Consider the following 21,948-nt stretch of genomic DNA (forward strand, 5'->3'; position numbering starts at 1 on the left):
CGGCCTGCGCACCGGCCGCGAGTGCGGCCGGTGCGCGCTGAGAGGACGAGGTCACGGCTGCTTCTTCCGGTAGGTCTCGTCCAGCTTGGCCAGCCCCTTGGCGACCGTGGTCTTGCCGGCGAGCAGCTCCTGCACCATCGCGAAGTGAGCGGGCTGCACCTCGGCGTTGGGCCAGGCCTGGTCCATGAACGGGACGGCCTTGTTGCCGTCCATGTACGGCAGGAACGGCGTCAGCACCGGGTCGATCCTGGAACTGGAGTCCCGGACGAGCGGGACGCACGCGACGGCCTCGGCCCAGCGGTTGATGTTCTCCTGCTGGCCGAGGAACTCGATGAACGCCTTGGCCGCGTCGCGGTTCTTGCTGCGGGCGCTGACGCCCAGCCCGACGACGACACCGGCCGGGATCCACACCTGGGCGGCGTCGTCGGCGCCCGGCACCGGGAACATCGACAGGTCGTCGGCGCTCGGCGCGGCCTTGCGGAAGTCGGGCAGGACCGCGGAGACCTGGATCGCCATGGCGGCCTTGCCGGTGGCGACCATGGACGTCTGCTGCTCGAACGTGGTGCCGTTGGGGTTGTCGTTGAAGAAGCCCCGCTTCTGCAGTTCCAGGTACATGTCGAGCGCCTGCACCCAGCCGGAGTTCGCGAACGACGCCGACCCCGCCTTCATCTGGCTGTCGAACTGCGGGTTCTTGGCGTACACGGTGGACGGCACGAGCGCGTAGGTGATCAGCTGCGTGACCCACTGGGTCTGCGCGCCGAGCGCGATCGGGATCTTGCCCTTCTTCTTGATCTTGTCGCAGACCTGGAGGAACTCGCTCCAGGTCTTCGGCGGGGTCACGCCCGCCTCCTGGAAGACCTTCTTGTTGTAGATCGCGCCGATCACGCTGGATCCGGCCGAGTACAGGAACGTCTTTCCGTCCTTCTGGAAGGCCGGCTTCAGCCCCGCCGGGATCTTCTTCGTCCAGGCCTGGTCGCTCAGGTCGGCGAGCAGCCCCGCCTGCGCGATCTGAGCCATGCTCATCGCGCTGCCGTTGCCCGGATAGACCACGTGCACGTCGGGGGCGTTGCCCGCGCCCAGCTGGGTGCGCAGCGAGGTCTCCACCTGGTCGGTGGGGGCGAACGAGGTGCTGAACTTCGCCTTGGTGTAGGCCTTGGTGAGCAGGTCGACCGGCTTCTGCTGGTCGGCCACGCCGACCAGGCGCAGGGTGCCGCCGGACCCGCCGGACGATCCCCCGCAGGCCGTGAGGGCCGCCGGCAGCGCGACCACCGCGGCCGCTCCGCCCGAGAGCCGCAGGAAACCGCGGCGGCTGAGGGCCGCCCTGTCGAACGACGATGTCATCTGTCCTCCTCGCGTTCATGGCGCGGGTCGCCGAGGTGACGGCGGCCGGCCATGCCCGTCCCACGCGGGGACGGTGGTCAATGAAGTTCCGCGGTGAAGCGGTACTCCCCCGAAGCTGTCCGGCAGCGGAGCTTCCCCGGCTCCGCGCCGACGATCCGGACCCCGGCGGCCTCGGCCACCGGCACCCCGCTCTCCCTGACCCCGCCGGGATCGTCCGCGGGGATGTGGACGGTGGCGGTCGCGCCGGGCGGCACCGTCACCTGGAGGTGGAACAGGCCGTCCCGGCGGGTCCAGCTGGTGGCGACGGTCCCGCGCACCGACTCGTACCTCGCGCCGGCCGAGGTGAGGTCGCCGAGCCTCGGCCGGACCAGCAGCTCGCGGTAGCCGACGGATCCGGGCGCCTGGTCGATGCCGGCGACACCGCGGTAGAGCCATTCGCCGATCGAGCCGAGCGCGTAGTGGTTGAAGGAGTTCATCGCCGCCGCCTGGAACCCGCGCTCGTCGGTGTAGCCGTCCCACCGCTCCCAGATGGTGGTCGCGCCGTGCCGCAGCGGGTGCAGCCATGACGGCGGTTCGGTGCGGCGCAGCAGCGCGTGCGCGAGGTCGGCGTGGCCGTGCGCGTCGAGGACGGGCGCGATCAGGCTCACCCCGAGGAAGCCGGTGGTCAGGCCCGGGCCGGCCTCCTGGACGAGCTCGACCAGACGCCGCACCGCACCCGGCACGAGATCCGCCGGGAGCAGGTCGAACGCCAGTGCCAGCAGGTAGGCGGTCTGGGTGTCGCCCCGGATCCCGCCGTCCGGGGTCACGAACCGCTCGGTGAAGGTCTTGCGGATGTGCTCGGCCAGCACGCCGTACCGCCCGGCGGTCTCCGCCTCGCCGACGACCTCGGCGGCCCGCGCCGTCAACTCGGCGCTGTGGGCGAAGTAGGCGGTGGCGAGCACGTCCCGGGGTGTGGGCGCGGGCGCGAGCCAGTCGGCGAAGTGGGGGCCGACGCGGCGGCTCCACACCAGGTCGGGGTTGTGCCGGTGCACATGGTCGACCCAGGCGCACATGGCGTCGAGGTTGCGTTCGAGGAAGCGCTCGTCCCCGTACACCCGGTAGAGATGCCAGGGAATGAGGACCCCCGCGTCGCCCCAGCCGGGAGCGCCGTCGTCGGCGACCCCCGCGAGCCTCGGAGCCACGTTGCCGAACGCGCCGTCCGGCGACTGCGCGCCCCGCACCTCGCGCAGCCAGCCGTCGAAGAACGCGGCGACGTCGGCGTTGAGGCACGCGGTGGGCAGGAAGACCTGCGCGTCGGCCAGCCAGCCGAGCCGCTCGTCCCGCTGCGGGCAGTCGGTCGGGACGCTGACGAAGTTGGAGCGCTGCCCCCAGCCGATGGCCTCGTGCAGGCGGCCGACGTCCGGGTCGGAGCACGTGAACCCGCCCGCCCAGGGGGTGTCGCTGTGCAGCACCACGCCGGTGATGTCGCCGGTGCCGAGCGTGCTCGGCCCGGTCACCTCGGCGTACCGGAAGCCGTGGTACGTGAAGCGGGGCTCGAAGACGGTCTCGGCGGGCCCGGCCGCGATCAGCACGTCCGTGGCCGCGGCGGTGCGCAGGTTCGCCGTGTACAGCGCACCGTCGTCGTCCAGGGTCTCGCCATGCCGGACGACCACCCGGTCGCCCCGGGTCAGGCCGCGCACCGTCAGCCGGACCCGGCCGGCGAAGTTCTGCCCGAAGTCGACCAGGAACCGGTCCCCGCCGACGCGGGTCACCGACCGGGCCGCCAGCTCCCGGACGGCGCGGACCGGCTGCGCGACCGACGCGGTGAGGACGCTCCGGTCCGAACCGGTCACCCGCACGGGCCGCCACGGCCCGCTTCCCGGAACGTCCGCGCCGGCCGCGTCCCCTTCGGCGGGGAGATCCCAGCCCGGCGTCTCGCGGCGGAGGTCATGGCACTCCCCCATCAGCAGGTCGGCGTACCGGATGGGCGAGCGGGCGCTCTGCCAGTCGCCGCCGGTCGCGACGACGTCGCTGGTCCCGTCGGCGTGGAAGAGGTGCAGCTCGGCCAGTAGTTGCGGGAACGTCCCGTAATGGGCGCCCGAGCGGCGCGGATCGAACCCGACGAATCCGCTCCACCAGCCGTCCGCGATAGTGACGGCGAGCACGTTGCCGCCCGTCCGCAGCAGGTCGGTCACGTCGTAGACCTGGTAGTCGATGCGGTCGCGGTAGTCGGTCCAGCCGGGGGCGAGTTCGGCGTCACCGGCGCGCACGCCGTTGACGCGCGCCTCGTAAAGGCCGCGGGCGGTGACGTACAGCCGGGCGCGGACCGGTGCGGCGGTGACCGCGAACGCCCGGCGCAGCCGGACGGCCGGCTGGAGCCCGTGGTCGGTGAGGGCGAGCGCACCCTCCTCGGGAGCGTCGACCATGTCGAGATCGGACGGGTCGTGAGCGATCCAGGCGGCCGTCCACGCCGCCGGGCCCATCATCCCCGTCTCGAACCAGGACTCCCGTTCGGCGGAGTTGCCGTCCGCGCCGGTGACGGTGACCGTCCAGTGATAGCGGGTGCGGGGGCGCAACCGCCGTCCCTGGTAGCGTGCGCCGACCGCCGCCGGGTCGGTCACGTCCCCGGTGTCCCAGACCTGCTCGCCGTCCTCCGCCCGCACGCGCACCCGGTACGCCGCGGGCGCGTCGCCGCGCCGGCCGGACGCCAGCCGCCACGACAGCAGCGGCGCGGGCTCGTCGGTGCCCAGCGGCCGGACCCGGTGATCGCAGCGGAGGCCGTACGGCGCCACACCCTGGGACTCGGCCACTGACCCACTCCGATCGCGATCCCAACAACAAAACTGTGAAGATAACGCCCAAAAATGTGAGCTTGAGCGTAAGAGGCCGCCGATCGGGGTGTCAAGATGTCGGCTGGATCACTTCTGAAGTCATGCGGCGAGCGCCGCCACGGGCACCGCAGCACCCTCGAGCCGACCCACTTTTACCGGACTGACCACACCACTCGTGGTCAAGACGCATGAAAGACGCTCGGCGACGGGCCCGCCGGCCCCAGGCCCCTACTCGCGCTCACCGAACGTGAGATAAGAACAACCGAAAACGTTAACAAGCCCCGGGCCACGCTACGGCCGGGGCGGCGAGCAGCGCGCCGCTCAGGTCGCCGCCACCTCGTAGGCCACCTGCTGCTCCTCGAGATCCCGCAGCGCCTCGCCGTCGGCACCGTCGTCGACGATGACGCGGTCGAACGCCGACAGCGGCGCCACCCGATGCAGCGCCACCCGGTTGAGCTTGGAATGGTCGATGAGGAGCACGCTGCGCGCCGCGGCACGGAGCATGGCCCGCTTCACCGGCACGATGCGCTGCTCCTGGTGGTAGGCGAATCCACCGCCGACCGCGGAGGTGGACACGAAGCACAGGTCCACGTTCAGCGCCTCGATCGCGTCGACGCACGAGACTCCGAGGAACGAGTCGTGCAGCGGATCGTAGTCGCCGCCGAGCGCCATCAGCCGGATCTCCTGCTCGCGGGCGAGCAGGTTGACCGCCTGCAGAAAGTTCGTGACGACCGTCAGCGGGACGATGCCCGCCAGGCGGCGGGCCAGCGCCAGCGCCGTGGTGGAGTCGTCCAGCATCACCGCCATCCCGGGCTCGACCAGCTCGGCGGCCCGCCCCGCGATGGCGTCCTTCGCGGTCCGCATCGACTTCAGGCGGTAGGCCACACTGCTCTCGAACACCCCCGACGGCTGGGCGGTGACCCCACCGCGATGCTTGCGGACGATGCCCCGGCGGGCGAGCTCGTCCAGGTCACGGTGGATCGTCATGAGGCTGACGGCGAAACGCTCGGCGAGTTCCGCCGCGGTGACCGAGCCGACCGACAGCACGACGCCGGCGATGTCCTGCCGGCGCCGCTCCGGACCGCCCGGGCCCCCGCCGTCCTCGCTCATGGTCGATCCTCCCGTGGTCCGCACCGCGCGACCGGCTGCCGGCAGAGACGGGACGGCACCGAAGATAACAGCCCCGGATGCTCTCTTAACAAGAAGCACCGGGCCGCAAAGCGGGTCCGGGCTCGACCTCAGGAACGGTCCGCCTGGTCGCGGTGGCCCCCGGAGACCTGGGTGTAGCCGGCCACGATGGACTCCAGTTCGGCGGGGGTGATCACGTCCTCGATGCGGTCGAAGCCTTCCGGGGCTCGGCGTTCGACCTCGTCGATGACCTGTTCCGGGCCGCCGAGCCGGTTGCGGAGGACGATCTGGGTGGTGGCGGGGAGGCGGTCGTGCTCGTAGGCGAGCAGGGCTTGGACGGGGTCGGTATGGGCTGCCAGGTGGGCGCTCAGGTTCACCGCGTCCAGGATGGCCTGGCCGGCGCCGTTGGAGCCCATCGGGTACATGGGGTGGGCGGCGTCGCCCAGCAGGGTGACGCGGCCGCGCGTCCAGTGGGGCAGGGGGTCGCGGTCGCACATGGGGAATTCGAACCGGTCCCGGGTGGCCTCGATCATGGCGGCATGGTCGAACAGGTCGCAGGTGAAGCGCTCGACGTGCGCGGCCAGGGCCGCCGGGTCGGCTGGACGCGTCCAGTCCTGCTCGTCGGGCGGTGGGTCGCCGGGACGGCCGGTCATGACGCCCATGGCCCAGTTGGTCAGCCTGGTGCCCGGAGCCGTGCCCGCCGCGATCGGATACACGACCAGTTTGGCGGTGTTGCCCCCGATGATCACCATGGTCCGCCCGGTGCCGAACTCGGGCCGGTCGGTGGCGCCGCGCCAGGTCATCATGCCGCTCCAGCGCGGCGGGCCCTCATCGGGGAACAGGGTCGACCGGGTGGTCGAGTGGATGCCGTCGGCGCCGACCAGGATGTCCGCGCGTGCGCGCGAGCCGTCGGCGAACCGGGCGGTCACGGCCTCGGCGTCCTGCTCGAAGCCGACCAGGCGGTGACCAGTGCGCACCGCGTCCGGGCCCAGCCGCTCCACCACCGCACGGTGGAGCAGCCCTTGCAGCCGGCCACGATGCACGCTGATCTGCGGGTGCGCGAATCCGGCGGCCAGACCGCAGGGCCTGCGCATGATCTCCTGCCCCAGCCGGTGGGTGTAGACGAGCTCACCGGTGCGCACCCCGATCTCGTCCAGCCGGTCCAGCAGCCCCACCGCAGCCAGTTCCCGGACCGCGAACGGCAGCGCGTTGATCCCCACACCGAGCTCGCGGATCCGCTCGCCGCGCTCATGGACCACGCAGCCGATGCCCTCGGCGTGCAGGCGCAACGCGGTGAACAACCCGCCGATCCCGGCACCCGCGATCATCACCTTCACGGCTCCTCCTTGTCCTCATCGAGACCGTTGCGGCCGCCGCCCGGCGATCCGTCGGCTCGGCGGTCCGCGGTTCTCGAACGGAGCGACCCGGTCGTGATCAGCCGTGCGGTGATGCGGACGACGGCCAGAGCGGCCACGCCGGCCAGGCCGAGTAGCACGAGGCGCAGGGTGGGCGTCCACGGCCAGCTCGGGCCGGACGGGCCGAGTTCGGCGGTGGGATACTCCAGGATCTTGCGGGTCCACCGGGCCGTGGGCCTGTCGAACGTACGGGCCATGGAAGCGAGCACCGGGTCGAACGCGAAGCCCGGCTGCCGGTGCGGATATTCCAGCGGGACGCCGGCGCGGCGGGCGGTGGCCGCGATCTCGGGGTCGGGATTCGCCGCGGCGGTGGTGCCCGGGACCATCAGACGGTCGACGTCGTCTCCCGCGCCGGCGAGGCGTGCCCGTGGGACGAAGGTCAGCCCGTGCCGTGAGCGCACGGTGGCCGTGGACGCGATCGCGACCGTCCGGGCGGCCTTCACCTCGGCGTAGGGGCTGAAGACCGAGGCGAGTTCGAGTTCCCCGACGCCGCCGGTGAGCACGACCCCCACCCTGGTGGTCTTCGAGCGGTATCCGAGGTTGAGCAGGTGCACGATCGCGTTGGACGGGGACAGCCGCGATTCCGGCATCCTCGCGGGCGCGCCGGGCGAGTAGTGGCGCCAGCCGACGGTCCGGGCGGCCGCGGCGGCGGTGTCCGCTCCGGCCAGCCGCTCGATCACCCGCAGCGTCCCGTCCACCGAGGACAGCAGCCCGCCCGTGGTGATCACGTTTCCGTCGTCGAGGTAGCGGACTCCGCGCCGCCAGTGCACCGCGGGATGCGCGTGCTGCAGGCCGGAGAGCCGGTACCAGTGCGTGGTGGCCTCGCGGCCGTCGAGGAGACCGGCTTCGGCGACCAGCCGGGCTCCGGTGCACACGCTCAGCACCAGTCCGCGACTCGCGGTACTCCGCAGCCACGCGATGACACGACGGTCGCCGTCCTCGTCGGACGGCATCTCCGGCACCACGGTGACGTCCGGCGCTCTGCCGTCCAGCCGCCGGCTCAGTTGCGCGAAGTCCAGGTCCGGGACCAGGTCCAACCCCCCGAGCAGCGGCACGGGCCGGCGTTCGGGTGCGACCGTGTAGACGTTGAACCTCCCCGTGCTCGCCAGAACGTCGTAGGGGACGAGCGTGTCGGCCACGTTGGCACCTGCGTTGCCGACAACGATCGCCACGGTGGGCTTGCCCGAAGCATGCACGGGCGGAGCCACGGCGGGGAGGCGCCCGGCCGCAGGTGGCGCGTACCGGTAGGAAGCAAAACTCCGCGCGCTGACGAGGAACTCCACGCCCGGCACGAGGAACAAGGCCACAAGGACGACCAGCCCACGGCCGAGGACCCGCAAGACCCGCGCGCCCTGCTCCCTTCTCACGACGTCACCCGACTGCCGCCGTCAGCCGGCCCGCCAGCTGGACTGCTCCGGTGGTCGGGACAGGGGTACGTTGACCGACGTCCCGGACGACGCACGCCAGTGACCAGCTGTCGTCGTCGATGCCGCCGACCGACAACGCCACGTCGTCGATGAAGACGTCCAGGGCCCGTTGTCCAAGGCTCGATCGCATCGCGGTCACCGGCTCCTGGCCGTGAACGTCAGATGGGTGACGCCCGAGGGCGTCGAGACGGCCTCGATGTCGAAGGCGTCCTCCAGCGACTCCAGGCCGTCCCAGAGCCGGACACCGCGGCCGAGCAGGATCGGGACCTGCACCACGTGCATGTGATCGACCAGCCCCTCGGAGAGGAAGTCGCGCACCACCGAGGGGCCGCCGCCCAGGCGCACGTCCTGGCCATCGGCCGCCTCGCGGGCCCGCTTGAGCGCCTCGGCGGGCGAGGCGTCCAGGAAGTGGAACGTGGTGCCGCCCTCCATCTCGATCGACGGTCGCGGCCGGTGGGTGAGCACGAAGACCGGGGTGTGGAACGGCGGGTCGGCGCCCCATGCGCCCTGGTAGCCGGGGTCGTCCTGCCAGCCGGGCGGGCCGAACTTGCCGGCCCCCATGATCTCGGCGCCGATCCCGGAACCGTGCAGTGCGGCGACGGCGTGGTCGGCGCCGGTGCGCCCGCCCCGGCCACCGCCCATCTGGTGCCAGAACCGGGTGGCGAACATCCACTCGTGCAGGCGTTCGCCGGCGTGCCCGAACGGGACGCCCGGGGCCTGGCCCTCGCCGGTGGCGAAGCCGTCGAGCGAGATCGAGAAGTTGTGCACACGAACATCGGACATCACAGTGCTCCTTCGATGATCGAGGCCCCGGCCGGCATCCGCGAACGACCGATGCCTTCCGGGTGTGACCTCACCATCGAGGGCCGGTTCGCGGGCGGCAACGAAACAAGACGACAATGTCCGGAAACTTGGTACTCCTGTCACTCCGGCATAGGGTCCTGAGGGTGGACGAACGGCTGATGGTGGTCGTCGGATACGACCGGGCGCAGTTGCTCGACATCGCCTGCGTGACATCGACCTTGAACGAAGCGAACTGGGGCGCCACCCCGCCCTACAAGGTGCTTCTAGCCACCCCCGGCGGCCGGGCGATCACCTGTACCGACGGCATGACACTGCACGGGCAGGAAGCGCTCGAACGGCTCAAGGGCCCGCTGGACACACTGATCGTGTCGGGCGGCCTGGGCTACCACGAGGCCGCGGCCGATCCCCGTTTCGTCGGACATGTGCGCCGGCTGGCCAAGGAGAGCCGGCGGGTCGCATCGGTGTGCACCGGCTCCGCCGTGCTGGCCGCGGCCGGCCTGCTCGACGGCAGGCGCGCCGCCACCCACTGGATGTGGGCCGACAAGATCGCCACCCGGTATCCGAAGGTCACCTTCGACCCCGACCCGATCTACATCCGCGAAGGCAACATCACCACCTCGGCCGGCGTCACCAGCGCACTCGACCTGACGCTCTCGTTCATCCAGGACGACCACGGGCCGGAACTGGCACGCGGCGTTGCACAACTGGTCGTGACCTACCTGCAGCGGCCGGGCGACCAAGCGCAGATGAGCATGTTCGTCGCCGCCGCCGCACCGCACCCCGAACACGGCCTCGTCCAACAGATCGCCGACCACGTCGCCGGCAACCTCGACGGCGACCTGAGCACCGCTGCCCTGGCCCGGCTGGCGGGGGTGAGCGAGCGCCACCTCACCCGGCTGTTCCTCCAGCACCTCGCCCACACCCCGGGACGCTACGTACGCCAGGCCCGCACCGAAGCGGCCGCCCACCTGCTGGCGACGACGGCGCACCCGATCGCGAGCGTGGCACGCCGCTGCGGATTCGGGACGGCCGAGACGCTCCGCCAAGCCTTCGTCGACCAGTACGGCACCGCGCCCTCGCACTACCGCGCGAACCACTCGATGCGACAGGCGGCCCGGGCGAAGTAGACGCCGTCGCCGAAGTGCCAGACGAGCAGCTCGTGCCGTGCCATCTCCGAGCAGCTTGTCAGGCGCCGGCGATCCAGCTTCCGTGCAACCCGAGCGGAATGCGGCTCGGCAGATGGATCTGGGCGATCGGCTTGCCGGTGAAGTCCTGCGCCGAAAGGACCACCAGGTCCGAGGCGTTCCGGTCGGGATTGTGGACGTAGGACAGGACGTAGCCGTCGTCCTCGGCGCGGGCGCCGGAACGCGGGACGAAGACCGCCTCACTCGCGCTCGCGTGCCGCGGGAACCGGTGGAACTGGGACCGTCCGGTGGCCAGGTCGTGCTTGACCAGGCCGTTGCTGAACGCCGAGTCGGGGGTCGAGCCGTGCCCGTAGGCCTTCAGGAAGTCGGCGGTCGCGGCGGTGTAGCCGTACCGGTGCCTGCGGCTGACCTGCGCGTCCGGAACCCGGGGGAACTCCTGCGGCCGGTCATCGAGCTGCGTTCGGCGGACGCCGCCGCGGGCCCGGTCGATCGTCCAGCGCACCAGCGCGGGCGGCGCGCTGGTCGACAGCCGGTCGGCGCTGAACGGCGCGGGGAACTCCACGAAGTCGACCACGATGTCGCCGCCGTCGTCGTAGGAGTTGAGCGTGTGCGAGATGTACGAGGGAGGCACGGTGATCCAGGTGACCGCTCCCCCGGCGCGCGGGAGGTATCCGACCCGGTTGGGGCGCTTGGTGTCCCAGACCCAGGGGATCTTCTGCCCGTGCTCCATGGCGTCCAGGTCGAACATGATCGGCTGGTCGTAGAGGACGACGTATTTCTCGGTGAGGGCGAAGTCGTGCATCAGGATCGTTCCGCCCATGGGGATCTTGCGGGTCGATCTCACTTCGCCGGCCGCGCTGATCACGACGTACTGGACGTAGTCGGTGCTCTCGTCGTAGCTCACCGAATGGAGTTCGCCGGTGCCAGGGTCGAGCTTGGTGTGGGCCGACATGGTTCCGGCCCATGTGCCGTTGAAGTCGCACGGTCCGACCGTGTAGAGCTCGTCGGTCAGTTCTTGCGGACGGGCGGTGCCCTCTTGTAGAGCGAGAGTCTTGCCGCGGAATCCGATCACGTTGATGTTCGAGGCGAAGTCGGTTTCGGCGGGGACTCCGCGTACCGGCTCGCCGAGCTTTTCGGCGGTGCCCTTCGCGCGGACCCAGCGGCTGCGGTACCACTCGGCCTTGCCGTCGCGGAGCTGGACCCCGTGGACCATTCCGTCGCCGACCAGCCAGTGGTGGGCGAGCGGGTCCTCCAGTCCGAGCACGTTGGGGCCGTTGCGCAGCAGGCGGCCGGTCAGCTCCTTGGGGATCGTGCCGGTGACCGTCAGATCGAACTCGGTCACCTCGAACGGGACGGGCGCGAATTCGCCTTCGAGGAAGGGGTTCCCGCTGCCGCGTTTGCGTGGGGCGGGCTGGGTCGCCATGGCCGGTGCCGCGCCGATCGCGGCGGCTCCGAACGCCGTGCCGGCGGCGAGGCCTGCGGCCAGCGCGTGGCGACGGGACATCTGCTGGGACATCGTTCACCTCCGAGGGTGACGAGACAAGACGTCTCGTTCCTCAGGACGCTAGGCCCTGGGCGGTCCCCGGTCAAGACGAGTCGTCTCGTTTCGTATAGACTCCCTGGTCATGACCACCGAACCGGCGAACCCGCGCTACCGGAGCGAGCGCTCCCACAAGGCGATCCTCGATGCCGCGCTGAAGCTGTGCCTGGAGCAGGGATTCGCCAGGACGAGCGTCGACGCGATCGCCAAGGAAGCCGGGGTGGGCAAGCAGACGATCTACCGGTGGTGGCCGTCCAAGGCCGCGGTGCTGGTCGAGGCGATCGACCGGCAGAGCGCCGCGTCCACCGAGTTCCTGGACACCGGCGACATCCGCGCCGACCTGCGCGATCAGATGGTCGCCGTCGCGGAGTACTTCCGTACGACGCAGTCCTCGACGTACCGGGAGGTCATCGGTGCTGCGCAGTCCGACCCGGCGGCGGCGCAGGCCATCCTGGAGACGCTGGTCAATCCCCGCGTCCAGGACTGTCGGCGCCGGCTGGAACGGGCGCAGCAGCAGGGTCAGATCCGGGCCGACGCCGCCCTGGACGACGTCGTCGAACTCATCTACGCCCCGCTCTACTACCGCCTGCTGCTGGGGACCCGTCCGAACACACCCGGGCAGGTCGAAGACATCCTGAACCTGGTGTTCGACGGCCTCCGCCCGCAAAGCCCGAGCCCGCAGTCCACTGACGACTGACAGTTACTGGATGCCGGCGTCCTTGCATTTGGACGCGTAGGCCCCCTTGCACAGGTCCGCGGCCTTGACGAAGCCGTCGTCGAGGACCTTCTTGACGTTGTCCTTGAAGATCCCGATCGGGATCAGCAGCACCGACGGCACATCCCGCTTGCCCTGCGGGTCCTTCACGGTGGCGCTCGTCTCGCCCTTCTGCCCCTTCAACAAGGAGATGGCGAGCTTGGAGGCGGCGTCCGCCTCCTGCTTGACGGGCTTGTAGACGGTCATGCACTGCGAGCCGTCCAGGATGTTCTGCAATCCCTGCAAGGTCGCGTCCTGGCCCGTGATGGCGACCTTTCCGCCCTGCCCGTTCTTCTTGACCACCGCCACCGCGGCGTTCCCGAGGTTGTCGTTGGCGGCCAGCACACCGTCGATCTTGCCGTGCTGCTCGGTGTACATCTGCTCGAAGATGGTCGCCGCCTTCTCCGGCTTCCAGTCCGGGACCGGCTGCTCGGCCACCTTCTTGTAGTTGGAGACCTTGTCCAGGATGTTGTGCGCGCCCTGGGCGAACAGCGTGGCGTTGTTGTCCGTCGGCGAGCCGTCCAGGTAGGCGATGTTGGCCGCCTTGTCACCCAGGCACTTCTGCAGGCCCTTGCCCAGTTCCTCGCCGACCCTGACGTTGTCGAAGGAGACGTAGTAGTCGGACACTCCGCCCAGAGTCAGCCGGTCGTAGTCGATCGTCTTGACGCCCTGCGCCTGGGCCTTGCGCTGCACCGCCGCCGCGGAGTTGGAGTCGAGCCCGGTCACGAGCATGACGCTGACCCCGCTCGTGAGCATCTGGTCGGCGATCGTCTGGAACCGCTGGGTCGAGCCTTCCGCGTTCTGGATGTCGTACTGGACGCCCGCCGCCTTGAACGCCTGCTCCAGGTACGGCCGGTCGAAACTCTCCCACCGGGTGGACGAGGTCGTGTCGGGCAGGATCACCCCGACCTTGCCCTTCACCGCCGAACTCGATGAGCCGCTCGAGCCGTTCGAGTCGTCGGATCCGTCCCCGCACGCGGAAAGGGTGACCGCCGCGGCCGCCGTCAGAGCGGTCAGGCAGACGAGCCCTTTGCGGAGAACGGTGTCTTTGGCGACCAGCGCCGATGTCTTCTTGCGCACGCCAACTCCAAAGGGGGTGGGAGGCCAGGCCCCGCCTGGCCGCCGGCTTTGCTGAACTGTAGAAACGCCGGTTAATCAGCGTCAAGGACAAAAGAGACCACAAACGGCCATAGTTTGAACGGAATGCGGATAAACCTCATAGGGTTGCGGCCATGGACGACGCGCCCGGATCCCTCACCTCCCTGCGGTCGCGCAACCGGCTGCTGGTCATCGACGCCGTCCGGCGGCACGGCCGGATCAGCAGGGTCGACATCGCCCGGGCGACCGGCCTGTCGCGGACCACCGTCTCCGGCCTCGTCACCGCCCTCCTGGCCGAAGGCGTGCTGACCGAGTCGGCGGAGGGCTCGGTGCCGTCCGCGGCCCGGGGAGGCCGTCCCGCGACCCCGCTCACCCTGAACCCGGAGGGCGGCGGGCTGCTCGGCGTCCACTTGCGCCACACCGACATCCGCGTACTCCTGGCCGACCTGTCCGGCGGCGTGCTCGGCGAGCGCTACCACGAGATCGACGTCGACCACCGGCCGGACGAGGCTCTGGACTTCATCGCCGGCACCGCCCTCGACCTGGTCGCCACCGTCGGGCAGGACGCCGGGCGCATCTTCGGCATGGGCGTCGCGGTGTCGGCTCCCGTCCGGTCGCGGTCGCACACGCTCAGCCTGCCCTCCATGCTGTCCGACTGGACCGATGTCGACATCGCGGAACGCCTGAGTGAACGCATCGGGCTGCCCGTCCACGTGGGCAACGACGCCAACCTGGGCGCACTCGCCGAGTGGACCTTCGGCGCGGGGCATGGCGTCGACGACCTGATCTACATCATGCTGTCCGACGGCGTGGGCGCCGGGCTGATCCTGGACGGCCGCCCCTACCAGGGCGCCACCGGTGCCGCGGGCGAGCTCGGCCACATCGCCGTGGTCGAAGGAGGCTACGTCTGCCGCTGCGGGAACCGCGGCTGCCTGGAGACCGTCGTCGGGGCGCAGGCGCTCACGGCGGCGTTCACCCGCACACGCGGCCCGGACACCACCATCGCCGATCTGGTGGCCCTGCTCGCCGCCGACGATCCGGGGGCGCGGCGGGTGGTCATCGATGCCGGTCACATGATCGGACGGGCGCTGGCGGACATCTGCGCGATGCTCGAACCGCGGATGGTGATCGTCGGCGGCGAGGTCGCCGCGGTCGGCCGCCCACTGCTGGACGGGATCCGCGACGTGCTGCTTCACCGCCTGCCCTCGCCGCTCGACCAGGGCATCACCGTCACCGGCAGTCGCCTCGGCGACCGCGCCGAGGTGTTCGGCGCGATCGTCCTCGCGACCCGTCAGACGTCGGCCCACCTCCTGGCCCCGCACTTCGACCGAACGCCCCGGGAACCCGAGAGGCCGCCCTCAAGGGAAACGCCGGCCCAATGAGCGAGAAACGGTGCACAGCAGCCCGACCTCACCGCAGGCAGCCAGGCGAGCGTGCGCTCGAATTATTAGCATGGCCTCTTGGGCGCCCTGCATGAACTTGCAGAAGGACAGGCGTACGCCCGGGAGGAAATGATGCTGTTCAGGCGGGAGGTCCTTGAGGGGATCGCGGGTGGGCGGATCGACCGGGTGTTCCGGGTGTGGGCCGAGCCCCGGGTCCGCGCGGGAAGCACCCAGCGCACCTGGGCGGGGATCATCGTCATCGACTCGGTCACAGCCGTCACCCCCGAGGAGATCACCGAAGAGGACGCCCGCCGCTCCGGATTCAAAGACCGCGCGGCGCTGCTCACCGCCCTGTCCAAGAGCACCAAGGAGGGCGGCTACCACCGCGTCATGCTCCACCTCGGCGGTCCCACCCCCGAAGCAGAACTGGCCGGAAACGCCGACCTGACCGACCAGGAACTGGCCGACCTCAAGACCGCCCTGGACACGATCGACACCCGCAGTCGCCGCGCCCCCTGGACCCGCGAGGTCCTCCGCCTCATCCAGGAACACCCCGGCCTACGCGCCCTTGACCTGGCCGAACACCTGGACCGCGACAAACTCCCCTTCAAGGCCGACGTCCGCCGCCTCAAAGCCCTCGGCCTCACCGAAAGCCTGGAGACCGGCTACCGCCTCTCCCCCCGCGGCAAGACCCTCATGGCCTACCTACGATCCTCGACCAAATGACCCATCCCGAGTGCTGCAGGGTGTTGGTGACCAACCATCCGGCGACGCGGGGGAAAACCCATTCCTGGTGGCGATCAGCAGATCGTGCCACCCATCCGGTGAGACGTGGCGTACCGTTCGGGCTCGGGGTCATGCGTCCAGCCGCCATCAGGTGACCGGCTGACCGATGGCTTCCAGTATCTTCAAGATCCACAGGAAGGCTACCTTTGGGATTCGTACAGCGCTTCGACCACGTCGGTATCACCGTTGCCGACCTCGACGCCGTGACGGCGTTCTTCGTGAGCCTTGGCATGGAGGCCGACCAGAAGATGGCCGTGGAAGGCGAGTTCCTGGACACGGTGATCGGCATGACCGGTGCTGCCACCGAAATCGTCATGCTGCGAGCACCTGGCGGCGGAACGACGTTGGAACTTTCAAGCTTCGTCCGGCCGGACCACCTCCCGGGTTCACCAGCCGCACCGGCCAACGAACTGGGCCTGCGCAACGTCGCGTTCGAGGTACAGGACCTGCGGGCCGCCGTCGACCAGGCCGCAGCCGACGGCTACGGCCTGGTAGGAGGCATCGGCGAATACGAGGGCCAGTGGCGGATGGCCTACGTCCGCGGGCCTGAAGGAATCATCGTCTCGTTGGCCGAGCGCATCCAGAAGTAGGGAGACATCATGAGCACGACGGTGACCGACGAACAGATTCAGGCCCTTGCTTCGACCGCGAAGCCCTACAGCCTGGCGCTCCTTCAGTGGACGCCCGAACGAACCATGGACGGCGCGGATGCAATAGAGCTGGAGCATCAGCGACGCATGGTGTCGCTTCGCGCCGAAGGGGTGATCGCGATCCTCTGCCCGGTCGCCTCCGACACCGTGGCAGGCGTCGCGATCATGACCGTGCCGGCCGAGGAAGCCGCTGAGATCATGGCCGGAGACCCCTGCGTCCAAGCCGGGATGATGCGCTGCGATGTGCATCCATGCCACGGCTTCCCCGGAGACACCCTCCCCACCTGAACGATCCGGTTAGGTCAGTGGGGGTGCACGGCGAGTCCGGCGGCGAAGCGCAGCGCGCGGACGATGAAGTGCGCTTCGAAGGCGGCTTCGGGACGCAGCTTCCCGTTCTCGCGGCAGAGGGTGTCGACGACGTCGTCCATGCGTTTGGCGTAGGCGTCGGCGAGGTGGCTCAAGGCCGCGGCACGCATCATCGGGTCGAGCCGCCAGGGCCCGGCGGCGAAACCCCGTGCGGCGGCCTCGATGGCGGCGTGTCCTTCCTCGACACCGGCGTCGGCGTAGGTGCCGATCACCTCACCGGTGGCCGGGTTCAGGCTGTCGGACATCCGGGACGATCCGGCCCATGCGCCGTCAATCCAGTGCTTGACGCTGATCTGCTCGCTCATTGGCGTTCATCCTTGAGATGGAGGAGGGACGTGGTCGCGCCGGTTCATCGGCCGGGCCGGCTGGGAGCGTGTTCCGTGCCGTTGCACCACACGCGGCGGATCTCGCGGGTGGCGGAGATGTCGGCCAGAGGGTCTCCGTCGATCAGGAGGAGGTCGGCACGGAGTCCCGGCTCGATCGCCCCGCGGTCGGTGAGGCCGAAATGGTGGGCGGGGAGCGAGGTGGCCGCCCGCAGAGCATCGGCGGCGCTGAGGCCCGCTCGAACGAGCAGTTCCAACTCATGATGGATGCTGCCGCCGTGCGCGGGATGGAAGGGGACGCCGGGCTGGGCGTTGGCGTCCATACCGGCCAGGACGGACACGCCGGCCTGATGAAGGAGCGTGACGCTGCGGACGGAGGCGTGGAAGGCCTCCGGCTTGCCGACGGTGGCGGCGATGCCCTCCATCATGGTCAGTGTCGGGACGTCGATGCGTCCCGCCGCCGCCATGCGGGCCACGTCGGCGCTGCCGAGCGGCTCCCCCAGCGGCACATGGGTGATCACGTCCGCGCCCGCGTCCAGGGCCATGCGGAACGCCCCGGGTGAGGACGCGTGCGCGATGGCCTTCTTCCCCGCCGCGTGCGCCGCGGCGACCAGGGCGTCGGCGGCCGCCTGGTCGGGACCGCCCTGACCGGGGGCCTCCAAGACGATCTTGATGTAGTCGGAACCCTGCGCCACCTGGCCGGCAACGAAGCGGGAGGCCCTGCCCGGGTCGTCGATGACGGCATCCGCGGGCCTGCCGGGGATCCTGGAGTGGGGGCCGCCCGGGCCGATCGCGGGGGTGCCCGCACTGCGGATGTCGGTCAGTCCCGGTACACCGCGCAGGGCGGCGAGCCGGTCGTGCGGCCAGGTCGCCATGTCCAGGCCGGTGGTGACGCCGTGGGAGCACAACCGCTCGAGCGTGTCCCGGTCGTGGAGATGGATGTGCGCGTCGATCAGGCCGGGCAGCAGCACCGGTCAGTGCTTGTCTGCCCATGGGATGGTCGAACCTTCCGTGTGCGGCCAAGGGGCGTCGGCCGGGTCACACCGGGTTGTGCGTGGTGGTCCCGTCCCCTGCCGCGGCGAAGGTGTGCCGCATCTCGCCGATCCCCTCGATCCTGCTGGTGAGGACGTCGCCCGGGGCCAGCCACCGTTGCGGCTCGCGGCCCAGCCCGACCCCGGCGGGCGTGCCGGTGAAGATGACGTCGCCGGGCAGCAGCGGGAGCGTCGCCGACAGCCGCGCCACCAGGGCCGGAACCGGGAAGATCAGGTTGCTCGTGCGGCTGTGCTGCATCTGCTCGCCGTTGACGGCGCAGCTCAGCTCCAGGTCGTCAGGGTCGTCGAGGTCGTCGAGGGTGACCAGCCACGGCCCGACGGGTCCGAAGCCGGGCAGGGACTTGCCCATGCTGAACTGCGGCGGCCCGGCCGCCATCTGCAGGATCCGCTCGGAGAGGTCCTGGCCGACGGCGTATCCCGCGACGTACGACAGCGCGTCCTCGGCGGTGACCTGGTAGGCGCGCCGGCCGATGACGGCGACGAGTTCGACCTCCCAGTCGTTGTGCCCGCCGGGAGGCAGCGTGATGGTCGCGCGGGGTCCGGTGATGCAGCTGGGGAACTTGGTGAAGACCGGGGGCTCACCGCTGGGGGCGTCGAAACCGGATTCGGCCGCGTGGTCCCGGTAGTTCAGGCCGATCGCCAGTACCTGCCGGGGCTCCGGTGCCGGAGAGCCGAGTTCGCCGGGATCCACGGCCGTCCCGCCGGCCAGGTCCGCGGCGGCCGCCCACGAGACGAACTCCGCCCACTCGTCGTAGACGGCTTGTGGCCGGGAGCCGAACCGGTCGCGGCTGTTCTTCTCCACGTCATAGGCGGTTTCGGCGCCGGGCTCGCCGGTGACGATCACCAGACGGCCGGACAGGTTGGCGATGCGCATGGGATCGGGGTTCCAATCGATGAGCGGGTGTGATCACACCAGTGGGGTGATCTGGTCTTCGCGGTCGAGCAGGGCCTTGCCGTACACCTCGTAGCCGACCGTGGGCAGGGTGACGGCGTGGCGGGCGGCGACCGAGGAGTCCCGCCAGAACCGCTGCAAGGGGTTGGATTCGGCGAAGCTCCCGGCGCCGTGCGCCGACAGCAGGATGTCGATGGCCTTGACGACGTGGTCGATGGCCCAGCCGGTGTCGGCACGGACGCGAGCGCGGGTGACGACGTCGGGGTATTCGCCGCGGGCGGCGGCCTCGTCGATGTCGGCGGCGGCCCGGTAGGCGTGCAACTGCGCGGTGTCCAGCATCATCGCCGCCTGCGCGAGCTGCATCTGGAAGGCCACCGAGTCGGCCTGGGCCTCATAGAAGGTGTAGGAGATGGGCTTGGTGGCGGCCTTGGACCTGACGATCTCCAGGACGGCCCGCCCCATGCCGAGCTGGGGTCCGGCCAGGACCAGCGCGAGGAGGGGGACGAACGCCGCCCTGTAGAGGGTCTCGTCAGTGTGCTCGGTTCCGTAGGTGCCCTCGATCGCGGCGGGCACGGAGATGATGCGGTGGTCGGGGACGAACACGTCGGTGGCCATGAGGCAGTTGCTGCCCGAGGAGCGCATGCCGGCGACGAACCAGGTCTCTTCGAACTCCAGGTCCGTGCGGGGGATCAGGGCCAGGCCCTGGTCGACGACCTCGCCGGTCCCGTCGGTGACCGGGATGCCGAGGACCGCCCAGTCGGCGTGCCAGGAGCCGGAGTTCCAGAACCACCGGCCGGTCACCCGCTGGCCGCCGTCCACCCGTCCGGTCTCAGCGGTGGGTGCGAGCACGCCCGAGACCAGCGCGCCGGGATCCGAGCCCCACACCTCGTCCTGTGCCTGCTGCGGGAACAGGCCGGTCATCCAGGCGCAGACGTTGCACAGGGTCAGCACCCACGAGGTCCCGCCGTCCGCTTCGCCGACCGCGGCGGACACGTCCAGCATGGTGCGCATCGAGGTCTCGTAGCCGCCGTAGCGCCGCGGCTGAGCGATCTTGAAAAGGCCGGCCTCGGCCATGCCCTGGATGCTCTCCTCCGCCACGCGGCGCTCCTGCTCGCCCTTGGCCGCGTTCTCGCGGATGAGCGGCTGGAGTCGCCTGGCGCGGGCGAGCAGTTCGGCCGTGGCCGGGACGTCGACGGACGGCGCGGCGGGCTGCGAACCGGTCATGTTCTTCTCCTCAACGGGGGTGGTGGCGAGAAGGCCGAGCAGAGCTGTTCAGGGGGCGCGGACTCAGCGGGCGCAGGCGGCGATCGCGTCGGCGACCTTCACCCGCGGCCGCTCGGCGAAACGCGAGTGCGTGCCGAAGGTGCGGTGGGCGTAGACCAGCGGCGGCCGGTCGCTGCGGCCCGACACCAGCACGAGGCCGAACAGCAGCAGGTGATCGCCGCCGGGGACGACCCGATGGAGATCGCAGGCCATCCATCCGGCGGCCTCGGGCAGCCGCGGGAGGTCCGCGTCGAGGTACCAGCCGGTGCCCGCGAACCGGTCGACGCCGCGCCGGGCGAAGGTCGTCGCCAGTTCGTGCTGGGCGTGGCCGAGCACGTTCACCCCGAAGCGTCCGGTCTCCAGGATCCGGGGCAGCAGCGTCGACTTCCGGTCGAAGGCGACGCTCACCAGCGGCGGATCCAAGGACAGGGACGTGAACGAGCTGACGGTCGAGCCGTGCGGGCACCCGTCGTGCAGCGTGGTCACCACCGTGACCGGTGCGCAGACGCCGGCCATGAGATCGCGGAACCGCCGCCGGTCGATCACAGGGGATCACCTCGAATTAATCATGATGAATATGGATATCTTCGGGCAGGCCCTCGCGCGGCGTCAAGACATCCCGGGTATTCTTCATGCTCAATATCCACGGCAAGCACCGGAGGAGCGATGGCAGGCCCGGTCGGCCCCGGAGAGGCGTTCGATGACGCTCCCGCCCTGCGGGCGCGGGAGTGGGGCAGGCGGCCCGCCGGTGCGGACCGGCGGCCACCCCGGCTCTCGCGTGCCGAGACCACCGCCGAACTGCTCATCTCGATCGCCGAGGCGGCGTCGCCCGGCGGCCGGCTCGGTTCCAAGAGCGAGTTGCGCGACAGATGCTCGGTGTCGGTGGGGACGTTCAACGAGGCGATGCGCATAGCGCAGTCGCGGGGCGTGGTGACGGTCCGGCCCGGTCCGGGAGGCGGGGTGTTCGCGGCCGAGCCGTCGCCCATGGTGCGGCTCGGGAACTCGGTACTGGCCCTGGACGCGGGCGAGACCTCCGTCGCCGAGGCGATGCGCATTCGCGACGCGTTGGATCCGCTACTGATCGAGGACGCGCTCTGGCACGCCTCTCTCGCCGACATCGCGGAGATGCGAGGCATTCTGGCGGAGATGGCCGTTGCCGTGGAGCGCGACGACGCCACCGCGTTCGTCCATGCGAACTGGTCGCTGCATGCACGCATCGCCGCCGTGAGCCCGCACGCCATGCTGCGCTCGCTCTACATCAACCTGCTCGACCAGATCGAGTCCCACACGCTGGCCGTGCTGCCGGGCGGTGCGCAGCCGCTGCCGGAGTACATCTCGGCCCGGCACGCCCTGCACGAGGCCATCGTCGACGCGCTGGAGTCTCACGATCGGGAAGGGGCCCTCCGCCTGATCGCAGAGCACAACACCAGCAACACGCAGTCGGGCGATCCGGCCGCCGCCGCGGCGGATCGGGTCACATCCGCCTTGAAGCGCACCGACTGACCACTCCCCCGCACTGCACGGAACCTTCCCACATCCTGTTCGGAACCGACTGGCCCGCCGCACCTGAAGCCACGGTGGACCGCAACATCGACATCTGCTCGCCTTCAAGGGGCTGAGCACCCCGCAACTGGCCGGCGTCGATCGCGGCAACGCCGTCCGCCTCTTCAGCCGCTTCACCTGATCCGTGCTGGACGGGACTGTCTGAAAGTCTGTGGGTGAGGCGGTGATCGGTTTTCAGTTCAGGGTGATGCGGTCACCGTAGTGCAGCG

At 70.4% G+C, this 21,948-nt stretch carries 21 protein-coding genes; 7 read left to right on the forward strand and 14 right to left on the reverse strand.

What is annotated here, in order from left to right; all coding sequences use genetic code 11:
* Positions 1–51 precede the first annotated feature (51 nt).
* The 7 genes from ABD296_RS43700 to ABD296_RS43730 all read right to left on the reverse strand — a co-directional run bounded on the left by ABD296_RS43700 (position 52) and on the right by ABD296_RS43730 (position 8,904).
* Complete coding sequence (locus ABD296_RS43700) at positions 52–1,341, reverse strand: ABC transporter substrate-binding protein (protein WP_344282380.1); 1,290 nt, start codon at positions 1,339–1,341, stop codon at positions 52–54.
* Between the two features lie 77 nt (positions 1,342–1,418).
* Positions 1,419–4,130, reverse strand: a complete 2,712-nt coding sequence (locus tag ABD296_RS43705) for an alpha-L-rhamnosidase (protein WP_344282382.1) — start codon at positions 4,128–4,130, stop codon at positions 1,419–1,421.
* 342 nt (positions 4,131–4,472) lie between these two features.
* Positions 4,473–5,261 (reverse strand): DeoR/GlpR family DNA-binding transcription regulator, encoded by a 789-nt coding sequence (locus tag ABD296_RS43710; RefSeq protein WP_344282385.1) that lies wholly within the window; start codon positions 5,259–5,261, stop codon positions 4,473–4,475.
* Positions 5,262–5,389: 128 nt separating this feature from the next.
* Complete coding sequence (locus ABD296_RS43715; RefSeq protein WP_344282430.1) at positions 5,390–6,607, reverse strand: flavin-dependent oxidoreductase; 1,218 nt, start codon at positions 6,605–6,607, stop codon at positions 5,390–5,392.
* A 5-nt stretch (positions 6,608–6,612) separates the two neighbouring features.
* A complete protein-coding gene (locus tag ABD296_RS43720; protein WP_344282388.1) occupies positions 6,613–8,061 on the reverse strand; it encodes a DJ-1/PfpI family protein in 1,449 nt (482 codons plus the stop codon).
* A gap of 4 nt (positions 8,062–8,065) precedes the next feature.
* A complete protein-coding gene (locus ABD296_RS43725; RefSeq protein ID WP_344282391.1) occupies positions 8,066–8,251 on the reverse strand; it encodes a hypothetical protein in 186 nt (61 codons plus the stop codon).
* Positions 8,252–8,256: 5 nt separating this feature from the next.
* A complete protein-coding gene (locus tag ABD296_RS43730; protein WP_344282394.1) occupies positions 8,257–8,904 on the reverse strand; it encodes a dihydrofolate reductase family protein in 648 nt (215 codons plus the stop codon).
* Between the two features lie 164 nt (positions 8,905–9,068).
* On the opposite strand from ABD296_RS43730, the gene ABD296_RS43735 reads away from it, so the two are divergent.
* The gene (locus ABD296_RS43735; protein ID WP_344282397.1) at positions 9,069–10,052 is read left to right on the forward strand and encodes a GlxA family transcriptional regulator; all 984 of its coding nucleotides are present in this window, start codon (positions 9,069–9,071) and stop codon (positions 10,050–10,052) included.
* Positions 10,053–10,110: 58 nt separating this feature from the next.
* Here ABD296_RS43735 and ABD296_RS43740 read toward each other — a convergent pair whose 3' ends face one another.
* On the reverse strand, positions 10,111–11,586 hold the full coding sequence (locus ABD296_RS43740; protein ID WP_344282400.1) for a carotenoid oxygenase family protein: 1,476 nt from the start codon (positions 11,584–11,586) through the stop codon (positions 10,111–10,113).
* Between the two features lie 109 nt (positions 11,587–11,695).
* On the opposite strand from ABD296_RS43740, the gene ABD296_RS43745 reads away from it, so the two are divergent.
* Positions 11,696–12,307, forward strand: a complete 612-nt coding sequence (locus ABD296_RS43745; RefSeq protein ID WP_344282403.1) for a TetR/AcrR family transcriptional regulator — start codon at positions 11,696–11,698, stop codon at positions 12,305–12,307.
* Positions 12,308–12,310: 3 nt separating this feature from the next.
* Here ABD296_RS43745 and ABD296_RS43750 read toward each other — a convergent pair whose 3' ends face one another.
* Complete coding sequence (locus ABD296_RS43750) at positions 12,311–13,444, reverse strand: sugar ABC transporter substrate-binding protein (protein ID WP_344282406.1); 1,134 nt, start codon at positions 13,442–13,444, stop codon at positions 12,311–12,313.
* A 152-nt stretch (positions 13,445–13,596) separates the two neighbouring features.
* On the opposite strand from ABD296_RS43750, the gene ABD296_RS43755 reads away from it, so the two are divergent.
* The 4 genes from ABD296_RS43755 to ABD296_RS43770 all read left to right on the forward strand — a co-directional run bounded on the left by ABD296_RS43755 (position 13,597) and on the right by ABD296_RS43770 (position 16,568).
* Positions 13,597–14,844: an ROK family transcriptional regulator gene (locus tag ABD296_RS43755; RefSeq protein ID WP_344282409.1), complete on the forward strand. Its 1,248-nt coding sequence runs from the start codon at positions 13,597–13,599 to the stop codon at positions 14,842–14,844.
* A gap of 78 nt (positions 14,845–14,922) precedes the next feature.
* Positions 14,923–15,570 (forward strand): ASCH domain-containing protein, encoded by a 648-nt coding sequence (locus ABD296_RS43760; protein WP_344282411.1) that lies wholly within the window; start codon positions 14,923–14,925, stop codon positions 15,568–15,570.
* 206 nt (positions 15,571–15,776) lie between these two features.
* Complete coding sequence (locus ABD296_RS43765; RefSeq protein ID WP_344282413.1) at positions 15,777–16,220, forward strand: VOC family protein; 444 nt, start codon at positions 15,777–15,779, stop codon at positions 16,218–16,220.
* A gap of 9 nt (positions 16,221–16,229) precedes the next feature.
* The gene (locus ABD296_RS43770; protein ID WP_344282415.1) at positions 16,230–16,568 is read left to right on the forward strand and encodes a YciI family protein; all 339 of its coding nucleotides are present in this window, start codon (positions 16,230–16,232) and stop codon (positions 16,566–16,568) included.
* A gap of 14 nt (positions 16,569–16,582) precedes the next feature.
* Here ABD296_RS43770 and ABD296_RS43775 read toward each other — a convergent pair whose 3' ends face one another.
* From ABD296_RS43775 to ABD296_RS43795, 5 genes are all read right to left on the reverse strand, one after another.
* Complete coding sequence (locus tag ABD296_RS43775; RefSeq protein ID WP_344282418.1) at positions 16,583–16,951, reverse strand: aldehyde dehydrogenase family protein; 369 nt, start codon at positions 16,949–16,951, stop codon at positions 16,583–16,585.
* Between the two features lie 44 nt (positions 16,952–16,995).
* Positions 16,996–17,940 carry an amidohydrolase family protein gene (locus tag ABD296_RS43780; RefSeq protein ID WP_344282420.1) on the reverse strand — a complete coding sequence of 315 codons (945 nt, stop codon included), beginning with the start codon at positions 17,938–17,940 and terminating at the stop codon, positions 16,996–16,998.
* Between the two features lie 67 nt (positions 17,941–18,007).
* Positions 18,008–18,895, reverse strand: coding sequence for a fumarylacetoacetate hydrolase family protein (locus tag ABD296_RS43785; RefSeq protein WP_344282423.1), 888 nt, complete (start codon positions 18,893–18,895; stop codon positions 18,008–18,010).
* A gap of 33 nt (positions 18,896–18,928) precedes the next feature.
* Positions 18,929–20,137, reverse strand: a complete 1,209-nt coding sequence (locus ABD296_RS43790) for an acyl-CoA dehydrogenase family protein (protein ID WP_344282424.1) — start codon at positions 20,135–20,137, stop codon at positions 18,929–18,931.
* A 63-nt stretch (positions 20,138–20,200) separates the two neighbouring features.
* On the reverse strand, positions 20,201–20,722 hold the full coding sequence (locus tag ABD296_RS43795; protein ID WP_344282427.1) for a flavin reductase family protein: 522 nt from the start codon (positions 20,720–20,722) through the stop codon (positions 20,201–20,203).
* A 120-nt stretch (positions 20,723–20,842) separates the two neighbouring features.
* Between ABD296_RS43795 and ABD296_RS43800 the strand changes: the two genes are divergently transcribed.
* Positions 20,843–21,679 (forward strand): FadR/GntR family transcriptional regulator, encoded by an 837-nt coding sequence (locus ABD296_RS43800; RefSeq protein ID WP_344282428.1) that lies wholly within the window; start codon positions 20,843–20,845, stop codon positions 21,677–21,679.
* The last annotated feature ends 269 nt before the right edge of the window (positions 21,680–21,948 follow it).

The organism is Actinomadura napierensis (genome assembly GCF_039529375.1).
Lineage (GTDB): Bacteria > Actinomycetota > Actinomycetes > Streptosporangiales > Streptosporangiaceae > Spirillospora > Spirillospora napierensis.